Raw genomic sequence first — 25,375 nt, forward strand, 5'->3', positions numbered from 1 at the left:
AGCGCTGCTGCCGGCGGTGCTGGCCGGGGATGATGCGGTCGGGGCCATGCCGGCGGAGTGGTTGTAGCGGCGGTGCCTGGGCGGGGGTGGTGGACCTGAAGGTCCACCCTACGCCCTCCGCGCCCCGAGCCCCGCACCCCGCGCCGCGCACCCGCGCACCCGCGCACCCGGCACCCGGCACCCGGCACCCGGCACCCGGCATCCGGCATCCGGCATCCGGGCATCCGTAGGGTGGACCTTCAGGTCCACCGTGCTCACCACGGCCTGTACCATCCAAAAAAAAGCCGGCCCTCGGGCCGGCTTTTTCGTGCGGAGACAGAAGCCTCAGAAGCTCTCGCCGAAGGCCTGCTTGTACCAGCCCTTGAACTGCTCCAGCGTGAAGTGGTGGTTCTGGGTGCCGGAGCGGGCCACCTTGATGCTGCCCATGAGCGAGGCGATCTGACCGGTGGTCTTCCAGTCCAGACCCTTGATCAGACCGTACAGGATGCCGGCACGGTAGGCGTCGCCACAGCCGGTGGGGTCGAGGACGTCCTCGGGCTTCACGGCGTCCACGTGGATGGTTTCGCCATTGGCATAGATGTCCGATCCCTCACCACCGCGGGTGACGATCAGCGCATCCAGTTTCTTCGCCAGGTCATCCATGCTCAGGCCGGTGCGATCCTGAACCATGCGGGACTCGTAGTCGTTCACCGCCATGTAGGTAGCCTTGTTGACGAAGTCCAGGAGCTCCTCGCCATTGAACATGGGCAGGCCCTGGCCCGGATCGAAGATGAACGGAATGCCGGCATCGGCGAACTGCTGCGCGTGGGCGATCATGCCGTCACGGCCGTTCGGCGCCACGATGCCGATCTTCGCGCCCTCGTTGGTGGGCACGCTCACCTCGTGGGCCATGTTCATGGCGCCCGGGTGGAAGGCGGTGATCTGGTTGTCGTCCAGATCGGTGGTGATATACGCCTGGGCACAGTACTGGTCGTCGTAGCGGCGGACGTAGTCCTGCGGCACGCCCCAGTCCTTCATCCACTCGCTGTATTTGTCGAAATCCTTGCCCACGGTGGCCAGCGGCAGGCCGCGCTCACCCAGTAGCATCAGGTTGTAGGCGATGTTGCCGGCACAGCCGCCGAACTCGCGCCGCAGCTCGTCCACCAGGAAGGCGACGTTGAGGATGTGCACCTGCTCGGGCAGCACGTGATTCTTGAAACGGTCCCGGAAGACCATGATGGTATCGAACGCAACGGAACCGCTGATCAGTGCGGACATGTGTTGCTCTCCCCTCTTGCTAATGAAATCGATCGGCCGGACGCGCCGGACGGCTGGCATGCCACGCCCGTTCCCCCGCGAGCCGGAGGCCTCCGAGCGCAGAGATGGGGGGCGTGGCGGCGGGCCAGCGTCAGCTGGCCTCGCCCTGCCATTTCAGATCCAGTTCCTTGGCCGCCTTGACCTCGTCCAGGCGCCGCACCGGCATGTTGTAGGGTGCGCCCTTGACGAACTCCTTGTCGTGACGGGCCTCTTCGCGGATGGTCACCATGGCCTGCACGAAGCCGTCGAGATCATCCACGGTCTCCGTCTCCGTGGGCTCGATCAGCAGGCACTCCGGAACCAGCAGCGGGAAATAGGCCGTCGGGGCGTGATACCCCAGGTCCAGCAGGCGCTTGGCGAAGTCGCCGGCGGTCACGCCCAGCTCCTTGGCCTCGCCCTTGAGACTGATGATGAACTCGTGACTCGCCCGCCGCTCCGGCAGCCAGACCTGGAAGCCCTCCGCCTTGAGGCGGGTCATCAGGTAGTTGGCGTTGAGCGTGGAGTACTCGGCCACGCGCGTCATGCCCTCGCGGCCCAGCATGCGGGCGTACACGTAGGCACGCAGAAGCACGCCGGCGTTGCCGCCGAACGCCGACAGGCGACCGATGGTCTGCGGGATGTCCTTCTCGGTGCGCCAGTAGTACTGGCCGTTGTCCTCGCCGACCTGGGGAATCGGCGTGTGCGGCAGCAACCGTTCGCCCACCCCGATGGCCCCGGCACCCGGCCCGCCGCCGCCGTGGGGCGTCGAGAAGGTCTTGTGCAGATTGATGTGGATGACATCAAAGCCCATGTCGCCGGGGCGCACCTTGCCGAGAATGGCGTTAAGGTTGGCGCCGTCGTAGTACAGCAGCCCGCCCGCCTCGTGGACCAGCGTGGCGATCTCCTGGATGCGACGCTCGAACACGCCCACGGTGGACGGGTTGGTGAGCATGATGCCGGCGGTCTGGGGTCCGACGGCCTCCTGCAGCGCCGCCATGTCAACGTCCCCGTCGGCGGCGGTGGGGATTTCCCGCACCTTGTAGCCACACATGACGGCCGTCGCCGGGTTGGTGCCGTGGGCGGCATCCGGGACGATGATCTCGGTGCGGCCATCGTCACCGCGCGCGTCGTGGTAGGCCCGGATCATGGCCACCCCGGCAAACTCACCCTGCGCGCCGGCCATGGGGGCCAGCGACACGGTCTTCATGCCGGTGACTTCCGCCAGCATCTCCTGGAGGTTGTACAGACACCCCAGGAAACCCTGCCCGGTGCTGTCCGGCGCATGAGGGTGGCGATCCAGAAAGCCGGGCAGCATGGCCAGGCTGTTACAGGCTCGCGGGTTGTACTTCATGGTGCACGAGCCCAGCGGGTAAAAGTTGGTGTCGATGGAGAAGTTCTTCTGCGACAGGCGGGTGTAGTGACGCACCACCTGCAACTCCGAGACTTCGGGCATCACGGCGCGCTGCTTGCGCCGGAACTCGGCCGGAATGTCGGCCAGATCGGCGTGTTCCGCCGGCGCCTGGGCGCGGGCATAGCGCCCGCTGCGACCCAGGTCGAAGATCAGCGATTCCTGACTCACGGTAGAACCTCCGGTTGCTCAGGCGGCCTTGGCCAGCGCGTGGCTCAGGGCGTCCGCGAAGCGATCGATATCGGCGTCGGTCACCGTCTCGGTCGCGCAAACGAGCAGGGCATTGCTCAGGCGCTTGTCGTGACGGCCCAGCGGATAACCCGCCAGAATGCCCTGGCTCGCGAGCTGCTGGAACACCGGCTCGGCCGGCCGGTCCAGCTCGACCACGCGCTCATGGAAGTAGGGGCCGTCGAAACGCAGGCTGACACCCTTGATGCCGGCCAGGCGCTCGGTGAGCTTGCGGGTGTTGGCGTGGCAGTGCCCCGCCACCCGCTCCAACCCCTCGGCACCGAGGAGCGACAGGTAGATCGTCGCCGCGGTCACCATCAGGCCCTGGTTGGTGCAGATGTTCGAGGTGGCCTTGTTGCGCCGGATGTGCTGCTCCCGCGCCTGCAGAGTCAACGTGTAACCGGTGCGACCTTCCAGATCCACGGTACGGCCCACGATACGACCCGGCATCTGTCGCACATGCGCCTTGCGGCAACACATGAAGCCGAAATACGGGCCGCCCGACGACAGCGGGATCCCCAGGGGCTGCCCCTCGCCGCAGGCGATGTCGGCACCGTTCTCGCCCCACTCCCCGGGAGGTGTCAGCACCGCCATGGCAGTGGGATTGACTACCGCGATGACCAGGGCGCCGTTGCGCTGGGCCCAGTCGGTGAGCGCCTGTGCTTCCTCCAGGCGGCCGAACCAGTTGGGCTGCTGAATGACCAGCGCAGCGATGTCCTCGCCCTCCCATTGCTCCAGCGTCTCGACGTCCACGGCACCTGTTTCAGCGTTGCTGGCCACTGTCTCCAGGGTGATGCCCTGGTTGCCGACGATGGTCCGAGTGGCATCGCAGTACATCGGGTTGACCGTGTCCGGCACGAGGATGCGACCGGATTTGGATTTCCGGTTGGCGCGCACGGCCATGAGCACGGCCTCGGCCAGTGCGGAGCCGCCGTCGTACAGGGATGCGTTGGACGCATCCATGCCCATCAGCCCGGACATCATGCTCTGGTACTCGTAGATGAGCTGCAGCGTGCCCTGGCTGGCTTCGGCCTGATAGGGCGTGTAGGCACTGTAGTACTCGCCGCGGGTGGTGATCTCCCACACCGCCGCGGGGACGTGATGGCGGTACGCCCCCGCCCCCAGGAAACACGGCCCCAGCATGTCGCTGGCGGCGCGCTCGTTCATCTCCCGGGTGATCTCCATCTCGGAGACACCTTCGGGGATGCCGGGCAGGCCGGGATCGATCAGGTCCGAGGGCACTTCGTCGAACAGCGAGTTGATGCTGTCGACGCCCACTTCCGCCAGCATGCGGCGGATGTCTTCATCGGTATGTGGAATGAACGGCATGGTATTACCCGCCTCCGTTTTGAAAAACAGACCTCACCCGTCGTCTTCTTCCGTGATGAGCTGTTCGTAAGCGTCGGCGTCCATGAGCTCTTCCAGGGCGTCCGGATCATCCAGCTTGATGCGCATGATCCAGCCTTCGCCGTAGGCGTCGGTATTCACCAGTTCCGGCGCGTCCTGGAGCTGGGCGTTGGCGTCGATGACGGTGCCGGACACCGGCGCGTACACGTCGGAGGCGGCCTTCACGGACTCAACCACGGCGACGGCCTCTCCCGCTTCCACGGTGCGGTCGATCTCCGGCGTTTCCACGAACACCAGATCGCCGAGGGCGTCCTGGGCGTGGTCGCTGATGCCGACGGTCACGGTGCCGTCGTCGTCCTGACGGACCCACTCGTGGCTCGATGCGTACTTCAGATCGCTGGGTACGTTGCTCATTGGTTTGCGTCCCTTAAGTTTCTGACCCTCGACAACCGGGTCGTTCAATTAATGAAAGCTTGACCATTGCGGACGAACGGCGGTTTCACCCGCCGCACGGGCAGCGCCCGTCCGCGCATGTCGACTGTCCACGGGCCGTCATCGCCGGCGGGAATACGCGCCATGGCGATGGAACAGCCCAGTACCGGCGAGAAGCCGCCGGACGTGATTTCTCCGGTGCCGCCGGCTTCGGAACTCAGGGCCTGGCCGTGCCGGAGCACGCCCCGGCCCTCCAGCACGAAGCCCACGAGGCGTCGCGGCACGCCCGCTTCACGCTGAGCCTCCAGCGCACTGCGGCCAATGAAGTCCCGGTCTTCCGGCGTCCACGCCACGGTCCAGCCCAGCGCCGCTTCCAGCGGCGTGGTCGTGGTGTCCATGTCCTGGCCGTACAGGTGCAGACCCGCCTCCAGGCGCAGGCTGTCACGGGCGCCCAGACCACAGGGCGCGGCGCCCGCCGCCGTGAGGTGGTCCCAGAGATCCACGGCGGAGCGCGCCGGAAGAATCACTTCAAAGCCGTCTTCGCCGGTGTAACCGGTGCGGGCGATCAGCCAGTCCCCGGTTTCCACGGCACGGAAGGGTTTCAATGTGCTCAGCCGATGCTCGAGGCGCGCGTCCACCGCATGCCCCAGGCACTGCTCCGCCTGCGGCCCCTGCACGGCAATCATGGCGGCATCCGCCCGTTCGCGAACCCGCACGTCGAACTGCTCGGCATGGCGGGTGATCCAGTCGATGTCCTCGGCCCGCCGCGCCGCATTGACCACGATGCGGTAGCGACCCTCGGAAAGGTAATAGACGATCAGGTCGTCGATGATGCCGCCTTCGTCGTTGAGCATGCAGGTGTAGAAGGCCTGCCCCGGCTCTTTCAGGCGCGCCGCATCATTGGCCAGAATGTGGCGCAGGAAGGCGAGCGCGTCCGCACCGGAGACATCCACCACTCCCATGTGCGACACGTCGAACAGGCCGGCGGCGGTGCGCACCTGCTCGTGTTCCTTGATCTGAGAGCCGTAGTTCACAGGCATTTCCCAGCCGGCGAAGTCCACGAGTTTGGCGCCTGCGGCCTTGTGACGTTCGTACAACGGTGTGCGCTGCAACATGGTTGCGCAGAACCCTCCTGATTGCGTGGCGCGTCTGCCCGCAGCAGAAGCACAGGATTGGGGCTCCACCACGGGCGGACGAGCGGTTCGGGCCGAGCGTTGCCGCCGTAGCGCAACGCCCCTGAACCGCTTCGCTGGTCAAAATCTAAACCGCAAGGGTATGCCGGCTGGAGTTCAGTAGCAACCGCTGCCCGGTAACGGGTGCATGCAGCGACGCCCGGCCGAATGGGCGTTCAACAGCCCGGCCACCATGCCCTTAAACCCAGACAAACCCCCTAAAAAACAGAGACTTTAAACAGGTTTTTGATCGCACATGGAGCGCAGCCACCGACGGTGGAGAAAGCCCCTTCTCCGACAGGAAATGGATTCTTTCCGACCGGTTTCTCCCGCCATTGCGCCTGCAGCGGATGCACACCCAAGCGTGAACCGTTATCATTTGCAACCACTGATCGGCCGGGCATCCGCCCATGGCCAGCCGAACCACGCCCACAGGAGGTCGCCCTTGCCGCCGATGGCCAGCGCCCGGCTCCCATCCCTGATCCGGGAACTGCTCCCGCGGATGGATGTGTGGAAGGCGCTCACGCTCGCGATCGCCGCCCTGGTGGCGCTGCCGGTGGTCGTGGTGCTTGCGCACGTGGTCATTCCGACCGACGGCATCTGGACGCACCTCTCCAATACCGTCCTCACCCGTTACGTGGGCAATACGCTGTTCCTGCTGGTCACGGTCGGCTGCGGCACGCTGGTGATCGGCGCGAGCACGGCATGGCTGGTGGTCATGTGCCGGTTTCCGGGCCAGCGCATCTTCGAATGGGCGCTACTGCTGCCCCTCGCCGTTCCCACCTACGTGATCGCCTACGCCTACACCGACTTCCTGCAGTTCGCCGGGCCGGTGCAGACCTGGCTGCGGGAAGTGTTCGAGTGGAGCCGTCACGATTACTGGTTTCCGGAGATCCGTTCCCTCGGCGGCGCGGCCACGCTCATGACGTTCGTGCTCTACCCCTACGTCTACCTGCTCGCCCGCGCCGCCTTTCTCGAGCAGTCGGTCTGTGTGCTGGACGTGGGGCGCACCCTCGGCCGCGGACCCTGGCGGCTGTTCTCCGGGGTCGCCCTGCCCCTGGCCCGGCCCGCCCTCGCTGGCGGCGTCGCGCTGGCCCTGATGGAGACGCTCAACGACTTTGGTGCGGTGCAGTTCTTCGGCGTGGACACGTTCACCACCGGCATCTACCGGACCTGGTTCGGGCTCGGCGAACCTGTGGCCGCAGCCCAGCTCGCCGCCTTCATGATGGTGTTCGTGCTGGTGCTGGTGGTGCTGGAGCGATGGTCACGGGGCCGCAGCCGCTACTTCCATACGTCCAGCCGCTATCAGGCCCTGCCGGAATACCAGCTGCGGGGCTGGAGCCGGATCGGGGCCATCCTCGCCTGCGGACTGCCGGTGCTGATCGGCTTCATCGGCCCCGCGCTGCTGCTGAGCAGCATGAGTATCCAGCAGGGCGACGCACTGCTGGGGACGCGCTTCCTGGAGTTCGCCCGCAACAGCCTGACCCTGGCGGCGGTGACCGCCGTGTTTGCCGTCGCGCTCTCGGTGGTCCTGAGTTATGGCGTACGCCTCAACCCTGGCCCCGTTACCCGCGGCGCCGCACGGATCGCCGCCATGGGCTACGCCATCCCCGGTGCAGTCATCGCCGTCGGGGTGCTGATCCCGCTGGGCTGGCTGGACAGCCAGCTCAACGTCATCGCCAGCGACTGGCTCGGCATGAATCTCGGCCTGATCCTGTCGGGCTCGATGTTCATTCTCGTCTATGCCTACGTGGCCCGCTTTCTCGCGGTCTCGTTCAACACCGTGGAAGCCAGCCTCGGCAAGGTGACCCCCACCATGGACGCGGCCTCCCGCACGCTGGGCAAAACCGCGGGCGGTACGCTGCGGCGCGTGCACACGCCCATCATGCGCAGCAGCCTGCTGGCCGCGGGGATTCTGGTGTTCGTGGACGCCATGAAGGAACTGCCGGCCACCATCATCCTGCGGCCGTTCGACTTCGACACCCTGGCGGTACGGGCTCACAACCTCGCCTCCGATGAGCGTCTGGCGCAGGCGTCCACATCCTCCCTGGCCATCGTCATCGTCGGGATCATCCCCGTGATTCTGTTGAGCCTGGCCATGCGGCGGGCGCGGCCGGGCAGCAGCGAATAGGCGCGCGGCCGGATCGGGTCGTTCTGAATAGCGGCCGGTCAGTTCCAGCCCTGGGCGCGTAACGGGCTGCCGTCTGCCTGGGCGGACGATGCCCCCCCCGCCTGCTGCTCATCGAGCGGAAAGACAAACGCCTGGGACGGGTCCAGCCGGATGTCCACGGGCTGGTTGCGTGCGGGCAGAAAAACCCCCGGCATGCGGGCATGCAGATGGGACTCGCCCCCGGCGGCGTCATGGGCGCAGAGGTGGACCAGGCTGCTCGCTCCGAGCAGCTTGGACATGACCACGTGACTGCGGTCATGGCGTCCATCCGGCTCACCCTGGACGGTGACGTTCACCGCCTCCGGCCGAATCATCACGCGCACCGACGTGCCGTCGGCCATGCCCGTTGCGTCCACGTGACCCACCGGCGTCTCCACGGTACCGCCACGGACCTCGCCGAAGAACTCGTTGACGTCGCCGAAGAAAGTCACCACGAAGGGGTCACGGGGCTGACAGTAAAGCTCCATGGGCGTGCCGACCTGCACGATCCGCCCGTCGCGCATCAGGGCGATTCGGTCGGCCATGAACAGCGCCTCTTCCGGGTCATGGGTCACCATGAGCGTACCGGTGCCGCTGTCCTTGAGCAGGTGCAACGTGTCATCGCGGATCTGATTGCGCAACCGCGCATCGAGGCTGGAGAACGGCTCATCGAGCAGCATGAGCCGCGGCGCGGGCGCGAGCGCCCGGGCCAGCGCGACGCGCTGCTGCTGACCACCCGACAGGGTATGAGGGAAACTGTCCTCGTACTGACCGATGCGCAGCTGTTCCAGCAGAGCACGCACCCGCTCGTGCCGCCGGCGCCCGGAGCGCTCCGTCAGCCCGAAGGCGACGTTGTCCGCGACGGACAGGTGCGGGAACAGCGCCGAATCCTGAAACACGAGGCCCACACTGCGACGCTCCGGCGGCACCGCGTGGCGCCCCTCGCCCGCCACGGTCTGCCCGTCAATGGCGACACGTCCACGATGCAGCGACTCCAGGCCCGCGGCGATGCGCAGCAGCGTGGTCTTGCCGCAGCCCGAAGGACCCAACAGACAGACCACCTCGTGGGGGTGGACGGTGAGGTCCACGTCGGTCACCGCCGCCAGACTCCCGAACGCCCGGGAAACGCCCTCAACCACCAGGACTGGCGCATTCTCCGACGCAGACTGAACCGCATGCGTGGAACTCGGCGTGGCAACCATGGATTCGACTCATCTGGTGAGGGATGTCTCCCCGATGGTATGTAAATGCGAATCATTTGTAAACGCGCAGCGCATCATCTTGACAGCACTACCAGAGGCGGTGTCCACTACGCTTCAATGCGAATACGAACCGTTATCGTTTCCGGGTTCATGGAGTTCCAATGACCAGCGCCTCTGCCCGCCACGCCGTGACTGCCGCGCTTGCCGCGGCCACCATGGCTGCCTCCCTCACCGCCTTCGCTGATGAAGTGACTGTCTACTCAGCCCGGCACTATGACGAGGATCGCACGCTTTACGATGCGTTCACGGAACGCACGGGGATCGACGTGCGCGTTCTCGAGGCGGATTCCGACCAGCTGATCCAGCGAATCCGTCGTGAGGGCGCCGCCAGCCCGGCGGACGTGCTGATCACCGTGGACGCCGGCCGGCTCTGGCGTGCCGAGCAGGACGGCATCTTCCAGGCCGTCGAATCCGCGGAGCTGAGCGAGCGCCTGCCGGAGGCCATGCGCCACCCGGACGGGCTGTGGTTCGGATTCAGCCAGCGCATGCGCGTGGTGTTCTATAACAAGGAGGCGTTTGATCCGGATGAGCTGGAGACCTACGAAGACCTGGCCGACCCACGCTTCAACGGCCAGCTGTGTATCCGCTCGTCCAGCAACATCTACAACCAGTCGCTGCTGGCCTCCATGATCGCCGTACATGGCGAGGAAGATTCGGAAGCGTGGGCGCAGGGTGTGGTGGACAATCTGGCCCGACCACCCCGGGGCGGGGATACCGACCAGATCCGCGGCGTTGCCACGGGCGAGTGCGAGATCGGTGTTGCCAATCACTACTATTACGTACGGATGCTGAACTCCGACGACACCCGTGACCGTGAGCTTGCCGAGCGCGTGGGCATCATCTTCCCGAATCAGGGGGACCGCGGCGTCCACGTGAACGTCGGTGGCGCCGGGGTCGTGGACGGCGCCCCCAACCGCGATAACGCCATTCGCTTCCTGGAGTTCCTGGCCTCCGACGAGGCGCAGGAACTCTTCGCCGCCGGCAATCACGAGCTACCCGTGGTGGAAGGGATATCCGGCGACGATACAGTGGAGTCATGGGGGCCGATCGAGCGTGACGCACTGAACATCAGCGAGCTGGGCAACAACAACCCGGCCGCGGTGCGCATGTTCGACCGCGTCGGCTGGCGCTGACACCAATCACGCCGACGCGCAGGAAATTCCGGCGCGGGGCGTACGCACGACTTGTGCGCGGGCCCGGCGACTGCTAATCCTACAGGCAAACCACGACAACAACCGGAAGGGTGCCTGATGGAAGCGGAACTGAACGTACCCACGCTGATCACGTTCGTCCTTTATCTTGTTCTCATGCTCCTGGTCGGGTTGTTCGCCTATCGACTCACGAACAACCTCTCCGATTACATCCTCGGGGGCCGCAAGCTCGGCCCGGGGGTAACGGCGCTGAGCGCGGGCGCTTCCGACATGAGCGGCTGGCTGCTTCTCGGACTGCCCGGTGCCGTCTACGCGGCGGGCATGAACCAGATATGGATCGCGGTGGGACTGTCAGCCGGTGCCTTTCTCAACTGGCTGTTCGTGGCGCGCCGGCTGCGCCGCCATACCGAGATCGCCGATGACGCCATCACCCTGCCCGACTTCCTGGAGCACCGCTTCGAGGACAACACGCGCATCCTCCGCGTGGTTTCGGCCGTGGTCATCCTGCTGTTCTTCACGTTCTACACCTCGTCGGGAATGGTGGCCGGTGCAACGCTGTTCGAGAACACGTTCGGCTTCGACTACCACACCGCCCTGCTGGTGGGGGCCGCCGTCATCATCGCCTACACCTTCATGGGCGGCTTCCTGGCGGTGAGCTGGACGGACTTCCTGCAGGGCATCCTCATGTTCTGCGCCCTGCTGCTCGTGCCCGCCGTGGGCATCGCCGCCATGGGCGGCTGGAGCGAGGTCGCCGCTGGTGTGCGTGAGGTCGAGCCGGGCGGCATGGACATCTGGCACGACATGACCTTCCTGGGCATCGTCTCCCTGCTGGCGTGGGGGCTGGGCTACTTCGGCCAGCCGCACATCCTGGCCCGGTTCATGGCCATCCGTTCCGAAGACCAGATCCCCAAGGCCATGGGGGTCGGCATGACCTGGATGGTCTTCTCGCTGATCGGCGCCGTCCTCACCGGACTGGTGGCTATGGCATGGTTCGGGGATGCGCCGCTGGACGATCAGGAAGCGGCTTTCATCATGATGAACCAGGTGCTGTTCAACCCGTGGGTTGCCGGCATTCTGCTCGCCGCCATTCTCGCGGCCATCATGAGCACCATCGACTCCCAGCTACTGGTCTCCTCCAGTGCACTCACCGCCGACTTCTACAAGGCCATGCTCCGGCGCGACGCCACCGAGGGCGAACTGGTCTGGGTCGGTCGCGCCGCGGTGCTTGGGGTAGCAGCCATCGCCATACTGCTGGCCATGGACGACGAGAGCCTGGTGCTGGATCTGGTGGCCTACGCCTGGGCCGGCTTCGGCGCCGCCTTCGGGCCGGTGATCATCCTGTCCCTGTTCTGGCGTGACATGACCCGCAACGGCGCACTCGCGGGCCTCGTGGTCGGTGCCGTCACGGTCATCGTCTGGGACATGCTCGAAGGCGGCCCCGCGGGCATCTTCGACGTCTACGAGATCCTGCCCGGCTTCATCTTCGCAACCGTCGCCATCGTCGTGTTCAGCCGGATCGGCCCGGAACCGTCGGCGTCCATGCGCGTCCAATTCGAACGGGCGCACGATTAGGCCGACGAACGCCTCCCCGGCGGGTCGTGGCCCGCCATCAATCCACTCTGGTGGTGGCCGTCCCGGCCACCACCCGATCAGGGGTCGTTGCTCATGATCATCAAACCCGGTCCACGCCCTTCCACCCTGCGACAGGCCGTCCGCGAGGCGTACCACCGCGACGAGACCGCCATGGTCGAGGCGCTGCTCGACGAAGCCGCGCATGCGCCCGAGCGCCAGCAGCGCGTCGCGGGCGAAGCGGCGCGGCTGGTCCAGCATGTCCGCGACAACCGCGTCTCCCAGGGCGGGATCGACGCCCTGCTGCACGAATACGACCTCTCCAGCAAGGAGGGCGTGGTGCTCATGTGCCTGGCGGAAGCGCTGATGCGCGTGCCCGACTCGGCGACGGCCGACGACCTGATCCGGGACAAGATCAGCACCGGCGACTGGGCCTCCCACATGGGCCACAGCGAATCGGTGTTCGTGAACGCCTCCACCTGGGGGCTGATGCTCACAGGCCGGGTGGTGCGCTTCGACGAGCGCTCCACGAGGGATCTCGCCTATACGGTGCGACGCATGGTCCAGCGCAGCGGCGAACCGGTGATCCGCCAGGCGATCCGGCAAGCCATGCGTATCATGGGCAGGCAGTTCGTCATCGGCCGCACCATTGACGAGGCACTCAAGCGCGCCCGGGACGACGAAAAGCACGGCTACCGCCATTCTTACGACATGCTGGGCGAGGCGGCGCGCACCATGGAGGATGCCGACCGCTACTACGCCGCCTACCAGAACGCCATCAAGGCGATCGCCAGAAATGGCAAGGGCAAGGGCGTGCTCGACGGGCCGGGCATTTCGGTGAAGCTCTCGGCACTCCACCCGCGGTACGAGTTCGGTCACTTCAACCGCAGCCGAGACATCCTCGTCGAGCGCCTCGGGCGGCTCTCGGAACTGGCCCGGGATGCCGACATCGGCCTGTGCGTCGATGCCGAAGAGGCCGACCGGCTGGATATCTCCCTCGACGTGATCGAGGCCGTCTCCGGCGACGGCAGCCTCGCCGGCTGGCACGGATTCGGGCTGGCCGTGCAGGCCTACCAGAAGCGCGCCGCACCGTTGATCGACTGGCTCGCCGACCTTTCCGACCGGCACGACCGCCGGCTGATGGTCCGGCTGGTGAAGGGCGCCTACTGGGACAGCGAGGTCAAGAAGGCGCAGGAAAGCGGCTACCCGGAGTACCCCGTATTCACCCGCAAGGCGAGCACCGACGTCTCCTACCTGGCCTGCGCGCGGCGCCTGCTGAAAGCGGGCAGCGACCGGATCTACCCGCAGTTCGCCACCCACAACGCCCACACCCTGGCCTGGGTCATGGAAGAGGCCGGCGACGCGCCCTACGAGTTCCAGCGGCTGCACGGCATGGGCGAGGCCCTGTATGAGCCCATCGTCGGCCGCAAGCAGGGGCATCGGCCGGTGCGCATCTACGCCCCTGTGGGCAGCCACGAGGAGCTGCTGCCCTATCTGGTCCGGCGACTCCTGGAGAACGGCGCCAACAGTTCATTCGTCAACCGCATCCAGGACGAAAAGCTGCCCATCGAAGAGATGGTAGCCGACCCGGTGGAGGCGGTTCGCGGCCTGCAGCGCAAACCCCACCCGCGCATTCCCCTGCCGGCCAACATCTACGGCGAACAACGCCGCAACTCCATGGGCGTCAACCTGGCCGATCACCTGGTCATCGAACCCCTGGGCGACGCCATGGCCGCAGCAGCAGACCAGCGCTGGCACGCGGCGCCACTCATCGGCGGCAAGGCGCGCGAGGGCGAGGCGGAAGCGGTCCACGACCCGGCCGACCGGCGACGGCAGGTGGGCAGCGTCGTTTGGACAACACCGGAACAGGCGGATGAGGCCATCACCATGGCCAGCCGCGCCGCCGCCGAGTGGTCCGCCACTACCGCCGAGGAACGCGCCAAGTGCCTCGACCGCATGGCCGACCTGATGGAAAGCCACATGGCCGAACTCATGGCCCTGTGCGTGCGCGAAGCGGGCAAGGGGATTCCGGATGCAGTGGCCGAAGTGCGCGAAGCGGTGGACTTCTGCCGCTACTACGCCCAGCGCGTCCGCCTCGACTTTGGCACGCCCATGCCGCTGCCCGGGCCCACCGGAGAGAAGAACGAGATCGCGTTGCACGGCCGCGGCGTGTTCGTGTGCATCAGCCCCTGGAACTTCCCGCTGGCCATCTTCACCGGCCAGGTCACGGCGGCGCTGGCCGCAGGCAACACCGTGGTCGCAAAGCCCGCCGAGCAGACCAGCCTCATCGGCGCCCGGGCCGCGGAGCTGTTACTGGAGGCGGGCATTCCGCCGGAAGTCCTGCAACTGCTGCCCGGGGCGGGCGATATCGGCGGCCGGCTGGTCGCCGACGAGCGCATCAACGGCGTTGCCTTCACCGGCTCGGTGGCCACGGCCCGGCGCATCAACCAGACCCTCAGCCAACGGCAGGGGCCGATCATTCCGCTAATTGCCGAGACTGGCGGCCAGAATGCCATGATCGCCGATTCCACCGCCCTGCCCGAGCAACTGGTCCGGGATGTGCTCATTTCGTCCTTTCAGAGCGCCGGCCAGCGCTGTTCGGCCCTGCGGGTGCTCTACGTGCAGGAGGACGTGGCGGATCACGTCCTGCACATGCTCAACGGCGCCATGCAGGAGCTCACGGTGGGTGACCCGGCGTGGCTAGCCACCGATGTGGGACCGGTGATCGACGCGGAGGCACGGGACGGGCTGCTGCGGCACGTGGAGGCGATGAAGCGCGACGGGCGCCTGATCGGCGAAACACCGCTGGGGCCGGATACCGAGCACGGTACCTTCGTCGCTCCTGTCGCCTTCGAGATCAGCAGCATCGATGACCTGGACGACGAGCACTTCGGCCCGATTCTGCACGTGGTGCGGTACAAGGCCGGCGAGCTGGACCGGGTCGTGGACGCCATCAACAACACGCGCTACGGGCTCACCCTAGGCGTCCACAGCCGTATCGACGCCGTCGCCGACCGGGTGGCAGAGCGCGCGCGGGTAGGCAATCTGTACGTGAACCGCAACCAGATCGGCGCGGTGGTGGGCGTGCAGCCCTTCGGCGGCGAGGGGCTCTCCGGCACCGGCCCGAAGGCCGGCGGACCGCGCTATCTCCACCGCTTTGCCACGGAGCGCACAGTCACCGTGGACACCACTGCGGCCGGGGGCAACGCGTCGTTGTTCGCCATGGGTGACGAAGAGGATCTGCCGCGATGACGGGGGCGGAGTGGCGTCGCATCTCTGAGACACCACTCCGCCAGGCCGCCAGTCAGCCGGTATCAGGCGTTTGAGGCTTTAAGCGCCTGCTGACGTCTCGCCCGTGAAACACGTTGATCGCCGGACCCGGGGCTCGCCACGTTGCGAACGGGGCGCCGCCACGCCGACACGCCATCAGGCGACTTTGGCCATCTCCCCGCCCCCGTGTGTGCGCCTATAAATCAGGGACTTGAAAACACTCTCACAATACTCCTGCGCGAACGCCCCCCTTTGGCCCGCCTCTTGCTGTCCTGCACCACGCCGAGCCGAGCGGTGCGCCCGTGCCGGTAGTTTTCCTCAGAGACAAACGTGTGAAGGGGTTCAACCATGAAGAAGACCAACGCAATTATCGCCGCGTCCATTGCTGCCGTATTCGGCCTGGGGATGCACGGAATGGTGCTTGCCGAGAACGACAACAACGCCAACGCCGACAATGCGTCCGCGGCGGCGTCTGGTGAGTCCACGGCCTCGGCCGACAGCAGCAACAGCTGGGCTGATTCCGCGAACGACAGCTCCAACAACAGCACCAACGACTCCGGCAACGATAACTCCGACAACAGCATTGCCGACTCCGGCAACGACAGCTCGGATAACAGCATCAGCGACTCCGGAAACGACAACTCCGACAACAGCATCGCCGATTCCGGCAATGACAGCTCGGATAACAGCATCAGCGATTCCGGCAACACCACGGTCAGCGACTCCGGCAACGACAACTCCGACAACAGTATCTCGGACTCAGGGAACGATAACTCCGACAACAGCATCTCGGACTCCGGGAACGACAGCTCGGACAACAGCACAAGCATCGCTGACTCTTACAACGACAGCTCGGACAACAGCATCAGCGACTCCGGCAACGATAATTCGGATAATTCGGATCACTCGGACAATTCCGACAACTCCGACAACAGCATCGCTGATTCCTACAACGACAACTCCGACAACTCCGTTGCGGACTCCAACAACGACAACTCCACCAACACCGTCAACATGAGCCAGGCGGTCGCCAGCAGCGAACTGTCGGGCGAGGTCTCCGGCAACTCCGTGGGCCTCAACGGCGAGAGCAACTTCTCGGCGGACAACTGGATCGGCGGTGGTGCCTTCGGCGAGGTCGCGGGCATCAACCAGGCGTCGCAGAACAGCGGCTCCAACAGCCTGACCCAGCAGAACGTCACGGTGCAGTCGAACCTGAGCTTCGACTGATCAAGCGTGATCCATGGCGGGCTTCCGTTCGCGGGGGCCCGCCCTTAGGAGGTGCGATCCATGAAGACCCGGAACCTGTTGCTCTGTACCGCAGCGGCGACGACCCTACTGCTGTTTCCCCTAGCCGGTGCCGCCGATGGCGACGCGCTGTTCGCCGCGCCGCTGGACACCGAGGAGATGGAATCCCACCGCGGCATGTCGAGCCAGTACCACGCCCAACTCGGTCTGCTATCGGGGCAGGCGGTGCTCACCGACAACGAGATCGGCACCGCCTACACCGGCGATAACAACGTCTCCCACGGCGCTTTCAGCGACGTGCACGGCATCACATCGGTGATCCAGAACAGCGGCAACCACGTGATCATCCAGGACTCCACCATCCTCAACGTCACGGTGTCACAATGAAACAATGGCTGTGCCTCGCCTGCCTGCTGGTGGTTGCGGCCCCGCTCAGTGCCGGCACGGTCTGGATATCCGGCGCGGCCACGACCCTGGCCGTGGACCTGGTCAACATGCGCGACGCCCGCTTCCACGGAGTGGTTCGCCAGGCTTACGATTTCAGCTGTGGCGCCGCGTCCGTCGCAACGCTGCTTACCTACCATTACGACGACCCCATCGATGAGCGCACGGCGCTGGACGGCATGCTGGAGAATGCCGATGCGGAGCGCGTGCAGACCGAGGGGTTCTCGATGCTGGACATGAAGCACTTTCTCGCCGAGCGCGGCCTCAACGCCGACGGCTTCCGCGCCGGGCTGGACGCGCTGGCGGGCACCGGCATCCCGGCGATCGCCCTGATCACCACCGACGGCTACCGCCACTTCGTGGTGATCCAGGGGGTGTCACCGGACGAGGTGCTGGTGGGCGACCCGGCGCTGGGGGTGCGGGTCTACAGCCGCGCCGAATTCAAGCGCATCTGGAACGGCCTGCTGTTCCTGGTGCGCGACAACGTGGAACAGGCGAGCGAGACGTTCAACCGCACCGAGCAGTGGGCGGTGCGCACGCGCATCCCCTACGGCATCGCGCTACAAAGGCCAACGGTGGAGGGGTTCACGCTCTCGCTGCCCCGCGCGGGAGACTACTGACATGCGCGCCCTGCTCCGAACACTGACCCTGACCCTGTGCATCGCCGCCCCCCACGCGCACGGCGCTGAGCCGTTCTTCCGGGCACTCGATCCGGTGGACGATGCCCTGCTCGCCGACATGCGTGGCGGCTTCATGCTGCCCGGCGGCGGCATGCTCACCCTGAGCATGGACAGCGGCGTGCTCATCAACGGCGACTACGCCGCCCACGTGCAGTGGGAGAACGGCCGTGTGCTGCTGAACCACACGGGCCTCGACGCCGAAGGCCTGCGGGTCGGCGCCCTGGACGCGGACGCCATGGCCGCGGGGCAGTCCATCGGCTGGGTCGTTCAGAACCAGCTCGACAACGTTCGTATCCAGAACTACACCGAGTTCAACGTGGACCTGCAGGGCATGCGGGGTGTGACCAGCATCAGCCGCGACCGCATGCTGGAAGCCCAGGCGGTAATGCAGGTCATCCATTAACTGGTGCCCGAGGCGAGGGCGAGCGGGGATCGAGCCTGTCGGGCTCCGGCGCTACGCCTTGATCCGTCCCTCCGGCCTGGTCGATTTACAGCACATCCCTGTGCTGTAAATCGATGGCGGCGTCCCTGCCGCCACCCTTCGGGCCGGACGGCCTGCGGACCGGGGCTTCGCGAGTCGCCCGACAGGCTCGCCCCCCACTCGCGATACCCGAATCGAGGTTCGACCTCGAAACACAATCAAAACCGGATCGGAAGCCGCAGGGAGATCTGCACATCCGGCGCCGCGTCGGTGACTCCGAACCCGAAGCCGATGTTGGCGGTGGTACGGGCACTCAACCTCTGGCTGATTCCCAGGGACGCAGTACCGACCTGCACGCGGCGGAAATTCGGCTGGAGTTGGTTTGCGGGATCCTTGATGCGGGTCCGGCCTACGATGGAGTGGTCGTAGCCCAGGCTGAACGACGTCCGGTCGTTCACCGCCAGCCCCATGCCCAGACCGAAACTGATGGCATCACCCGGGTCGACCCGACCGTACTCGCCGCCCACGTCGCGCTCGATGCTCCAGAGATAACTGACGTGGCCATAGAGCACCGCCGGCTGAGTAGGGTAGACCATGCTCAGGCTCGGCTGCACGCTCCAGAACCCCGAGCCCGTGGGCTGCTCAAGGAACGCCTCGCCGATACTGTCACCCTCGTCGGTCAGGAGCTCCTGCGTGTCCACATCGAACGGTCCCCGCCCGGTGTCGGACTTGATCCGCACTCCGCCCACGAACAAGGGCCCTTCAGCGCCGGTGTTGATCTGGTAGCGGATCCCCGCTTCGATGTCGCCGAGGCCATGACCCGTGGAGCGCTCCACGCCGGGATAACTGGTATCCGCCAGAATCTCCCGCTCCCGGATCGTCTCCTCCCGGTAGAGGTACGGGACGCGCGCCTCCACCTCCAGCCGCTGAGTGAGCCCGTAGCGCAGGGTCAGGGCGGAGGTGAGCGTGTCCCGCTGCACCTGGCTGACGTTGATGAGGCCGATAGCGATGGCGGGGATGACGGTAAACCCCTGGATGTCCACCTGCGTGGACCCCGCGTGGGTGTATTGCAGGGAAGGCTCCACCACCAGCGATCCGCGGGAACTCAGCACCGACCGCTCGCCGGTGACCACGCCCACGTCGCGGGCCCTGCTGCCACCATCCTCGCTCTGAGCCTGGGCCTGAGCATGACTGAGGGAAAGAACCACCGCCGCACCAACCAACGACCAACGCACCATTCCCATCGCCGGACCCCTGTGTTCTGAGCCCGTCAGGCGGGCATTGTGTTTCTTCCGGGCACCGCCGATCAGTCCGTTGTCGCGCTCCGCTGTTCGGTTAGCGCACCTCCAGTCCGTGACGTCTGATCATGCGGTACAGAGTGGCGCGCGATACCCCCAGGGCCTGCGCCGCCAGGGAGTAGTTATGCGTGTACCGTGCCAACGCGTTGCGGATCGCCACCCGCTCCGCTTCCTGCCGCACCACTGCCAGGGAATCCACCGTCCGGTGCACCTGCCGGCGGCGCTCCAGCCCCAGATCCCGCGGCGTGATCAGGGCGTGATCGCTCAGCACCGCGGCGCGGCGAACCCGGTTCATGAGCTCGCGCACGTTACCTGGCCAGTTATGGGCCTGCATGGCCTCCATGGCATGGCGGCTGAAGCCCTTGGCGCGCCCACGCCCTTCCCCGGAGTACTCCTGCAGGAAATGCTGGGCGAGCGTGATCACGTCGTCGGCGCGATCGCGCAACGGCGGGAGTTCCAGGCGCAGGACGTTGAGGCGATAGTAGAGATCCTCACGGAAGAGGTTACGGGTAATGGACTCTTCCAGGTCCACATATGTTGCAGCGATGACACGCACCCGTGGATGGACCTGGCGGGAGGCGCCGAGCCGCTCGAACGTCCCCTCCTGGAGGAAACGCAGCAGGTTGACCTGGAGATCCATGGGCAGGTCGCCGATTTCGTCCAGGAACAGCGTGCCCCCATCGGCCGCCTCCAGCCGCCCGATACGCCGGCTCGAAGCGCCGGTGAAGGCACCGCGCTCGTGGCCGAACAGTTCGGAGTGGATCAGCGACGCCGGCAGCGCGCCGCAGTTCACCGCTACGAACGGGCCGTCCGCCTGGGCGGACGCGTCGTGGATCGCCTGGGCGGCCAGCTCCTTGCCCGTGCCGCTTTCACCCTGAATCAACACTGGTGCCCGGGAGCGGGCGTAGCGCGGGATCAGTCGGAACAGCCGCTGCATGGCCAGGCCATTGCCGACCATCGACCCGGAGCGACCCTCGCAGGGCGGCTCGGCACCGAGACCGGCAACCCCCCAGGCGTGGCCAAGACAGTAGGCCAGGCGGCGCTCGTCGAGCGGAAGCACGTGGTAGTCGTAGCAGTGATCGCAGATCGCATCCACGACCGCGCCAATGGCGAGACACTCCCGGGGCAGCGAAGCGACCCAGCGGATGTGGCGCATGGACAGCAGCAGATCATGCCAGTCCCGGGTCAGTCCGCTGGGGCCAAGACTGATGACCCCGACCCGGAACCGCTCCCGCTGGTGCAGAGCCTCTGCCTCTTCAGGCGTCTCCGCCGGGAATGACGTCCATCCGCAGGCCCCTAATGCCTCCGGCAGCGGTGCCGCTTCCCCCGATGGACTGATGTGAAGCAGACTGCGTGCCAGCACGCCCGATGCCCCCGTGCGTTGTGGACCAGCCTAAACGCTTGGTAGAGTTATTTCGCATCGGAAGTATAGTCACGTGCGACGACTTTGCCATGGCCGCGACGCCTCAGGCGGACACGCCCAGATACCTGCCCAGCACCTCGTCGTCGGTCATGGCCGCCTTGTCATCCGTCTCGTAGACGATCTGCCCTTCGGCCATGAAGTAGGCCCGGTCCGCAGCCAGGGCGGCCGCCTTGACGTTCTGCTCGATCAGCAGCACGGCAACACCCTCACGGCTCAGATCCCGGAGCCCATTGGAGACCGTCTCCACCACGGACGGGGCCAGCCCCTCGGTGGGCTCGTCGAGGATCAGACATCCGGGATTGGTTACCAGCGCCCGGCCGATGGCGAGCATGGAGCGTTCGCCGCCGGAGATCTGGTTGCCGTAAGACCGGCGCCGCTGCGCCAGCGAAGGGAACATGTCGTAGACGGCCTGCAGGGTCCATCGGTCACCGGTCGGCCCCGGGCGACTGTTCAGCGTCAGGTGCTCCTCGACCGTCAGCGACGGAAACAGCCGCCGGCCCTGAGGCACGTAACCGACGCCGTGGCGCGCGATGCGGTGCGGAGCCCAGCCGGTTACGTCGGTGCCGAAAATGCTGATCCGGCCCTCCACCTGCGGTGGATTGAGGCCGACAAGCGCCCTTGCCAGCGTGGTCTTGCCCACGCCGTTGCGCCCCATGATGGCGACGCATTCCCTGCCCACCCCCAGATTCAGGCCCTGCAGCGCATGGCTGAGTCCGTAGTGGGCGTTCAGTTCGGTCACGGAAATCATTGATTCAGCCATGGGCGCGCCCCAGATAGATATCCCGCACGCCTTCGTTGGCGGCGATTTCATCCGGTGTGCCCTCGACAAAGACCTCCCCCTGATGCAGGACGGAGATGCGGTCACTCAGGGCAAGCACCATATCCATGTCGTGCTCGATCATCAGCAGGGTCACCTCCCGGGGCAGATCACGCAGCATCCCGGTGAGCACCTGGCGCTCGGAACGCGACAACCCCGCAGCAGGTTCATCCAGCAGCAGGAGCCGCGGCTCCCGTGCCAGCACCATGGCCAGTTCCAGCTGGCGCAGAGTGCCGTGAGAGAGGTTGGCCACCAGATCGTCCAGCAGGGGCGTCAGGCCGAGGCGATCGGCCGTGGCCAGCAGGGCATCATCAAGGCCATCATCCCAGGGCCGCCACAGCGACGGGATCCGGCCATCGCCCCGTGCCAGCGCCAGGTTCTGGCGCACGGTCACGGTGGGCACCAGCGTGGACACCTGATACGTCCGCCCAAGCCCCTTCAGGGTGCGCTGAATCACCGAGTCCCGGGTGATCCGCTCACCGAAGAAATGGATGTCCCCCTGGTCCGGTTTCAGCTCTCCGGCAATCATGTTGAACAGCGTGGTCTTGCCCGCGCCGTTGACGCCGATCAGGCCGTGGCGGGCACCCGCCGCCACGGAGAGGTGGACGTCGCTGGCCACCACCAGCGAACCGAACGACTTGGCAATGCCAGCGACGCCCAGTGCCTGCTCCGTACTCATGCAATCGCTCCTGCGCTGCGGTTACTGCTGATAGAAGTCGTCACTGCAGTCGGACGGCGGGAAGTCACGGCTGTACGGCTCGGACGCCATGTATTCTTCCGCGTCGTAGGGGCCGAACTGACTCACTTCCTCGTACGTCTTGATCGGGACGTTCTTGAGACGACCGTCCACTTCCTTGACCTCGTTGATGTAGATGTTCTGCACCGGGTTGCCGTACTCGTCCAGGTGGAACGGGCCACGCGGGGCATCCTCCATCTCCGTGTCACGCAGGGCGGAGATGATGGCGTCACGGTCCAGACTGCCGGACTCGTCAACGGCACCCACCGCCATCTTCAGCGCCACGTAGCCATGCTCGGCCGGCGCCAGCGGCATGGTGTCCTCGCCGTGCATCTCCCAGAAGGCATCGCGGAAGGCGATGAAGTTGTCGGTTTCCAGCCCTTCCGCGTACTGCAGGGCCGAGACACCGCCCTTGGCGGCCTCACCCATTTCCGGCAGGTCACCCACGGCGTAGAAGTTGGAGCCACCGAGCAGCGGCATCCGCTCGTGCATGCCGAAGTCGCGGTACTGCTCGAAGAAGGCCAGGCCGTCACTGCCGGCGCCGTTGTAGAGCACCGCATCGCCCTGGGGCAGCGTGGCGAGGATGGAGCTGTAGTCCGCCGTATCCGTGGGGTGCCAGATCCGCTCCACCGAGTTGCCGCCGGCCGCACAGAACCCGCGCATGAACCCACCGAGCTGGTCGTAGGGGAAGGCGTAGTCCTGGCCGACCATGACGATGTCCTCGTGCCCCAGCTCCTCGGCGACATATTCGCCAAAGGCGAACATCGGCTGTGCACCGGTCCAGCCCGCGCGCACCACGTTCTCCACGCGATCCCGCATGGTGATGTCCTCGGGGGCCGAGTAGGAGATGACGGTCGGCACGCCCGAGCCGCTGGCCCACTCCAGGCCGGCCAGGCCGGTGCCGCCGAGCACCGGGCCCACCACGATGTCCACGTCGTCACGGGAATCCATGGCGCGCAGCTGATCCACGGTCACCTCGGCGTCGCCCTGGGAGTCGTAGAACTCCACTTCCAGGTTGTAGCCGGCTACCTCGTCACCAAGCTCTTCGATGGCCAGCTCCACGCCCATGCGCTGCTGCTCACCGAAGAACGAGAACACACCGCTGGTGGGGCCGATCACGCCGACACGCAGCGTGTCATCGGCCTGGGCGTTGACGGTGGCGGCAACGGCCAGGGCCGAAGCGCTGCCGATTGCAATGGTCTTGAGTGTCTTCATGGGACGTCCTCCTCCGGAACGGATTGTCGTTATGTGGACGATGTCGTGGCCCTGCGGCCGCGAACCAGGGATTTCCACGAGAACTCGGAGAGCCCGCAGGATGCACAGCGCCAGCACCGCCCCCACCACCATCATGTGGCGATCGGTGTACTGGGCAACGCCCGTCTGCAGGGTAATCAGGATGCCGGCCCCAAGGGCAGGGCCCCAGACCGTCCGGTACCCGCCCAGCACGGCGGCCGTGAGCACCAGCACCGCCTGGTTCAGAGACAGGGGCGACGGCGACATGATGCCCATGTCGTAGACCAGGAAGACCCCGGCCACGCCCGCAATGGCGCCGGCCAGCACGAACGCGGCGAAACGGGCCAGATAGACCGGGTGCCCCAGAGCGCGCATGCGCTGCTCGTTCTCCTGGATGCCAAGCAACAGCAGGCCGAAGCGGGAGTTGTAGAAGCGGTGCACGGCCAGGAAGATCAGCACCGTGCAGGTGGCCAGCAGCACGTAGAACACGCGCGGGTCATTGAGATTGAAACCCAGCACCATGGGCAGACGCACGCCGGAGATCCCGTTATAGCCGCCGGTCAGTCCCACCCACTGGAACGAGAGCGCCCAGACCATCTGGCCCAGTGCCAGGGTCAGCATGAGAAAGCTCACGGCTCTGGCCCGCACGGTCAGCACGCCGAAGACCACCGCGAACAGCACCGATGTGAGAATCGCCGCGGGAATGACCACCGCATAGGGCAGCCCGTGCTGGGCACCGAGGATGGCCACCACGTAGCCACTCACGCCCGCAAGGGTCGTCTGGCACAGGGAGAACCAGCCCAGCCGACCGGCCAGAACCGAGAAGCTCAGGGCCATGAGGGCATAAATCATGGCGCGGTTGGTGCGGGAGACAGCGTAATCACCCGCGATCAACAGCCACACCAGCAGCCCGGCGACCACACCCAGAATCACTAGCGTTTCGCGTTTCATGTCGTCCGTCCAAACAGGCCCTGGGGCCGGAAAACCAGAATCAGCGTCATGGGCAGGAACAGGAAGAACAGGGCGAAATGCGGCAGATAGCCTGAGGCGAAGCTGTACACCATGCCGGTGATCAGCGCGCCCACCGCCGCGCCCTTGAGCGACCCCATCCCGCCAATGATGATCACCACCAGCGACAGCATCAGCACGCGCACGTCGAGCCCCTGCCCGAGTGACATGTAGGACGTGCCGATCACCCCGGCGGCGCCGGCGAGGAAGCTGGCGGCGCCGAACACGCCGGCGAACAGCAACGGCACGTTGATGCCCTGGGTCATGGCGGTTTCGCGGTCATCCACACCGGCGCGGATGGCCGCACCGATGCGGGTCCGGGTCATTACCACCCAGAGCACCGCGCCCAGCGCCAGGGCACCGATCATGATGTAGACCCGGAAAGTGGGGTACATCATCACGCCCAGGTCCATGGGCATGCGCAGCTCGGGGGGCAGCGGCAGGCTGATGGAGGACCCGCCGTAGATGGCCAGCAGGCCGTCGGCGATGATCATGCCCACGGCGATGGTGAGCAGCGCCTCCGAGAGATCCAGCCCGCGCACGCGCTGGAGGAGCAGGCGCTCCATGAGCACGCCGCCGACCATGGCCACCAGCCCGCCCACGAGAATGCCCAACGTCAGGGAATCCGTCTCCTGAACCACCTGTACGCCGACGTAACCACCCAGCAGGTAGAATGCCCCGTGCGCCAGGTTCACGACCCGCATCAGGCCGAAGGCCAGGGTCAGCCCGGTCGCCATGATGAACAGCAAGGCAGCCAGGGTCAGCCCGTTCAGGGACAGGAAATAGAACGTATCCAGAGTCATACTT

Annotated in this window: 20 protein-coding genes; 8 read left to right on the forward strand and 12 right to left on the reverse strand. The window is 66.1% G+C overall.

Annotation, left to right across the window (positions count from 1 at the left end; genetic code table 11):
* Positions 1 to 324 precede the first annotated feature (324 nt).
* The 5 genes from ACNSTU_RS15370 to gcvT form a co-directional block, all read right to left on the reverse strand.
* Complete coding sequence (locus ACNSTU_RS15370) at positions 325 to 1,257, reverse strand: carbohydrate kinase family protein (RefSeq protein WP_290634218.1); 933 nt, start codon at positions 1,255 to 1,257, stop codon at positions 325 to 327.
* 130 nt (positions 1,258 to 1,387) lie between these two features.
* Positions 1,388 to 2,854, reverse strand: a complete 1,467-nt coding sequence (gcvPB, locus tag ACNSTU_RS15375; protein WP_290634216.1) for an aminomethyl-transferring glycine dehydrogenase subunit GcvPB — start codon at positions 2,852 to 2,854, stop codon at positions 1,388 to 1,390.
* Between the two features lie 18 nt (positions 2,855 to 2,872).
* Positions 2,873 to 4,240: an aminomethyl-transferring glycine dehydrogenase subunit GcvPA gene (gcvPA, locus tag ACNSTU_RS15380; RefSeq protein WP_290637857.1), complete on the reverse strand. Its 1,368-nt coding sequence runs from the start codon at positions 4,238 to 4,240 to the stop codon at positions 2,873 to 2,875.
* 33 nt (positions 4,241 to 4,273) lie between these two features.
* A complete protein-coding gene (gcvH, locus tag ACNSTU_RS15385; protein ID WP_290637859.1) occupies positions 4,274 to 4,672 on the reverse strand; it encodes a glycine cleavage system protein GcvH in 399 nt (132 codons plus the stop codon).
* 44 nt (positions 4,673 to 4,716) lie between these two features.
* Positions 4,717 to 5,805, reverse strand: a complete 1,089-nt coding sequence (gene gcvT / locus ACNSTU_RS15390) for a glycine cleavage system aminomethyltransferase GcvT (protein WP_290634210.1) — start codon at positions 5,803 to 5,805, stop codon at positions 4,717 to 4,719.
* Between the two features lie 511 nt (positions 5,806 to 6,316).
* Between gcvT and ACNSTU_RS15395 the strand changes: the two genes are divergently transcribed.
* Complete coding sequence (locus ACNSTU_RS15395) at positions 6,317 to 7,993, forward strand: ABC transporter permease (protein ID WP_290634220.1); 1,677 nt, start codon at positions 6,317 to 6,319, stop codon at positions 7,991 to 7,993.
* Positions 7,994 to 8,031: 38 nt separating this feature from the next.
* On the opposite strand, the gene ACNSTU_RS15400 is transcribed toward ACNSTU_RS15395, so the two are convergent.
* Positions 8,032 to 9,213: an ABC transporter ATP-binding protein gene (locus ACNSTU_RS15400; protein WP_418212576.1), complete on the reverse strand. Its 1,182-nt coding sequence runs from the start codon at positions 9,211 to 9,213 to the stop codon at positions 8,032 to 8,034.
* Positions 9,214 to 9,374: 161 nt separating this feature from the next.
* On the opposite strand from ACNSTU_RS15400, the gene ACNSTU_RS15405 reads away from it, so the two are divergent.
* From ACNSTU_RS15405 to ACNSTU_RS15435, 7 genes are all read left to right on the forward strand, one after another.
* The gene (locus ACNSTU_RS15405; protein ID WP_290637861.1) at positions 9,375 to 10,406 is read left to right on the forward strand and encodes a Fe(3+) ABC transporter substrate-binding protein; all 1,032 of its coding nucleotides are present in this window, start codon (positions 9,375 to 9,377) and stop codon (positions 10,404 to 10,406) included.
* 117 nt (positions 10,407 to 10,523) lie between these two features.
* Complete coding sequence (gene putP, locus ACNSTU_RS15410; RefSeq protein ID WP_290634204.1) at positions 10,524 to 11,996, forward strand: sodium/proline symporter PutP; 1,473 nt, start codon at positions 10,524 to 10,526, stop codon at positions 11,994 to 11,996.
* 93 nt (positions 11,997 to 12,089) lie between these two features.
* A complete protein-coding gene (putA, locus tag ACNSTU_RS15415; protein WP_290637863.1) occupies positions 12,090 to 15,245 on the forward strand; it encodes a bifunctional proline dehydrogenase/L-glutamate gamma-semialdehyde dehydrogenase PutA in 3,156 nt (1,051 codons plus the stop codon).
* A gap of 366 nt (positions 15,246 to 15,611) precedes the next feature.
* Positions 15,612 to 16,490: a hypothetical protein gene (locus tag ACNSTU_RS15420; RefSeq protein ID WP_418212577.1), complete on the forward strand. Its 879-nt coding sequence runs from the start codon at positions 15,612 to 15,614 to the stop codon at positions 16,488 to 16,490.
* Positions 16,491 to 16,550: 60 nt separating this feature from the next.
* Positions 16,551 to 16,895, forward strand: coding sequence for a hypothetical protein (locus tag ACNSTU_RS15425; protein WP_418212578.1), 345 nt, complete (start codon positions 16,551 to 16,553; stop codon positions 16,893 to 16,895).
* Positions 16,892 to 17,572 (forward strand): C39 family peptidase, encoded by a 681-nt coding sequence (locus ACNSTU_RS15430; protein ID WP_418212579.1) that lies wholly within the window; start codon positions 16,892 to 16,894, stop codon positions 17,570 to 17,572. The genes ACNSTU_RS15425 and ACNSTU_RS15430 overlap by 4 nt, the downstream gene beginning before the upstream one ends.
* 1 nt (position 17,573) lies before the next feature.
* Positions 17,574 to 18,035 (forward strand): hypothetical protein, encoded by a 462-nt coding sequence (locus ACNSTU_RS15435; RefSeq protein WP_418212580.1) that lies wholly within the window; start codon positions 17,574 to 17,576, stop codon positions 18,033 to 18,035.
* Between the two features lie 236 nt (positions 18,036 to 18,271).
* Here the strand turns inward: ACNSTU_RS15435 and ACNSTU_RS15440 are convergent, their stop codons facing one another.
* The 6 genes from ACNSTU_RS15440 to ACNSTU_RS15465 form a co-directional block, all read right to left on the reverse strand.
* On the reverse strand, positions 18,272 to 19,297 hold the full coding sequence (locus ACNSTU_RS15440; protein WP_418212581.1) for a hypothetical protein: 1,026 nt from the start codon (positions 19,295 to 19,297) through the stop codon (positions 18,272 to 18,274).
* A gap of 91 nt (positions 19,298 to 19,388) precedes the next feature.
* The gene (locus ACNSTU_RS15445; protein WP_418212582.1) at positions 19,389 to 20,714 is read right to left on the reverse strand and encodes a sigma 54-interacting transcriptional regulator; all 1,326 of its coding nucleotides are present in this window, start codon (positions 20,712 to 20,714) and stop codon (positions 19,389 to 19,391) included.
* A gap of 103 nt (positions 20,715 to 20,817) precedes the next feature.
* Positions 20,818 to 21,534, reverse strand: a complete 717-nt coding sequence (locus tag ACNSTU_RS15450; protein WP_290636810.1) for an ABC transporter ATP-binding protein — start codon at positions 21,532 to 21,534, stop codon at positions 20,818 to 20,820.
* A complete protein-coding gene (locus ACNSTU_RS15455) occupies positions 21,527 to 22,270 on the reverse strand; it encodes an ABC transporter ATP-binding protein (RefSeq protein ID WP_290637997.1) in 744 nt (247 codons plus the stop codon). Before ACNSTU_RS15455 ends, ACNSTU_RS15450 begins: the two co-directional genes overlap by 8 nt.
* A 21-nt stretch (positions 22,271 to 22,291) precedes the next feature.
* On the reverse strand, positions 22,292 to 24,511 hold the full coding sequence (locus ACNSTU_RS15460; RefSeq protein ID WP_418212583.1) for an ABC transporter substrate-binding protein: 2,220 nt from the start codon (positions 24,509 to 24,511) through the stop codon (positions 22,292 to 22,294).
* On the reverse strand, positions 24,508 to 25,371 hold the full coding sequence (locus tag ACNSTU_RS15465; protein ID WP_290634131.1) for a branched-chain amino acid ABC transporter permease: 864 nt from the start codon (positions 25,369 to 25,371) through the stop codon (positions 24,508 to 24,510). The genes ACNSTU_RS15460 and ACNSTU_RS15465 overlap by 4 nt, the downstream gene beginning before the upstream one ends.
* Positions 25,372 to 25,375: the final 4 nt, after the last annotated feature.

The sequence above is a fragment of the Aquisalimonas sp. APHAB1-3 genome (assembly GCF_048323695.1).
Lineage (GTDB): Bacteria > Pseudomonadota > Gammaproteobacteria > Nitrococcales > Aquisalimonadaceae > Aquisalimonas.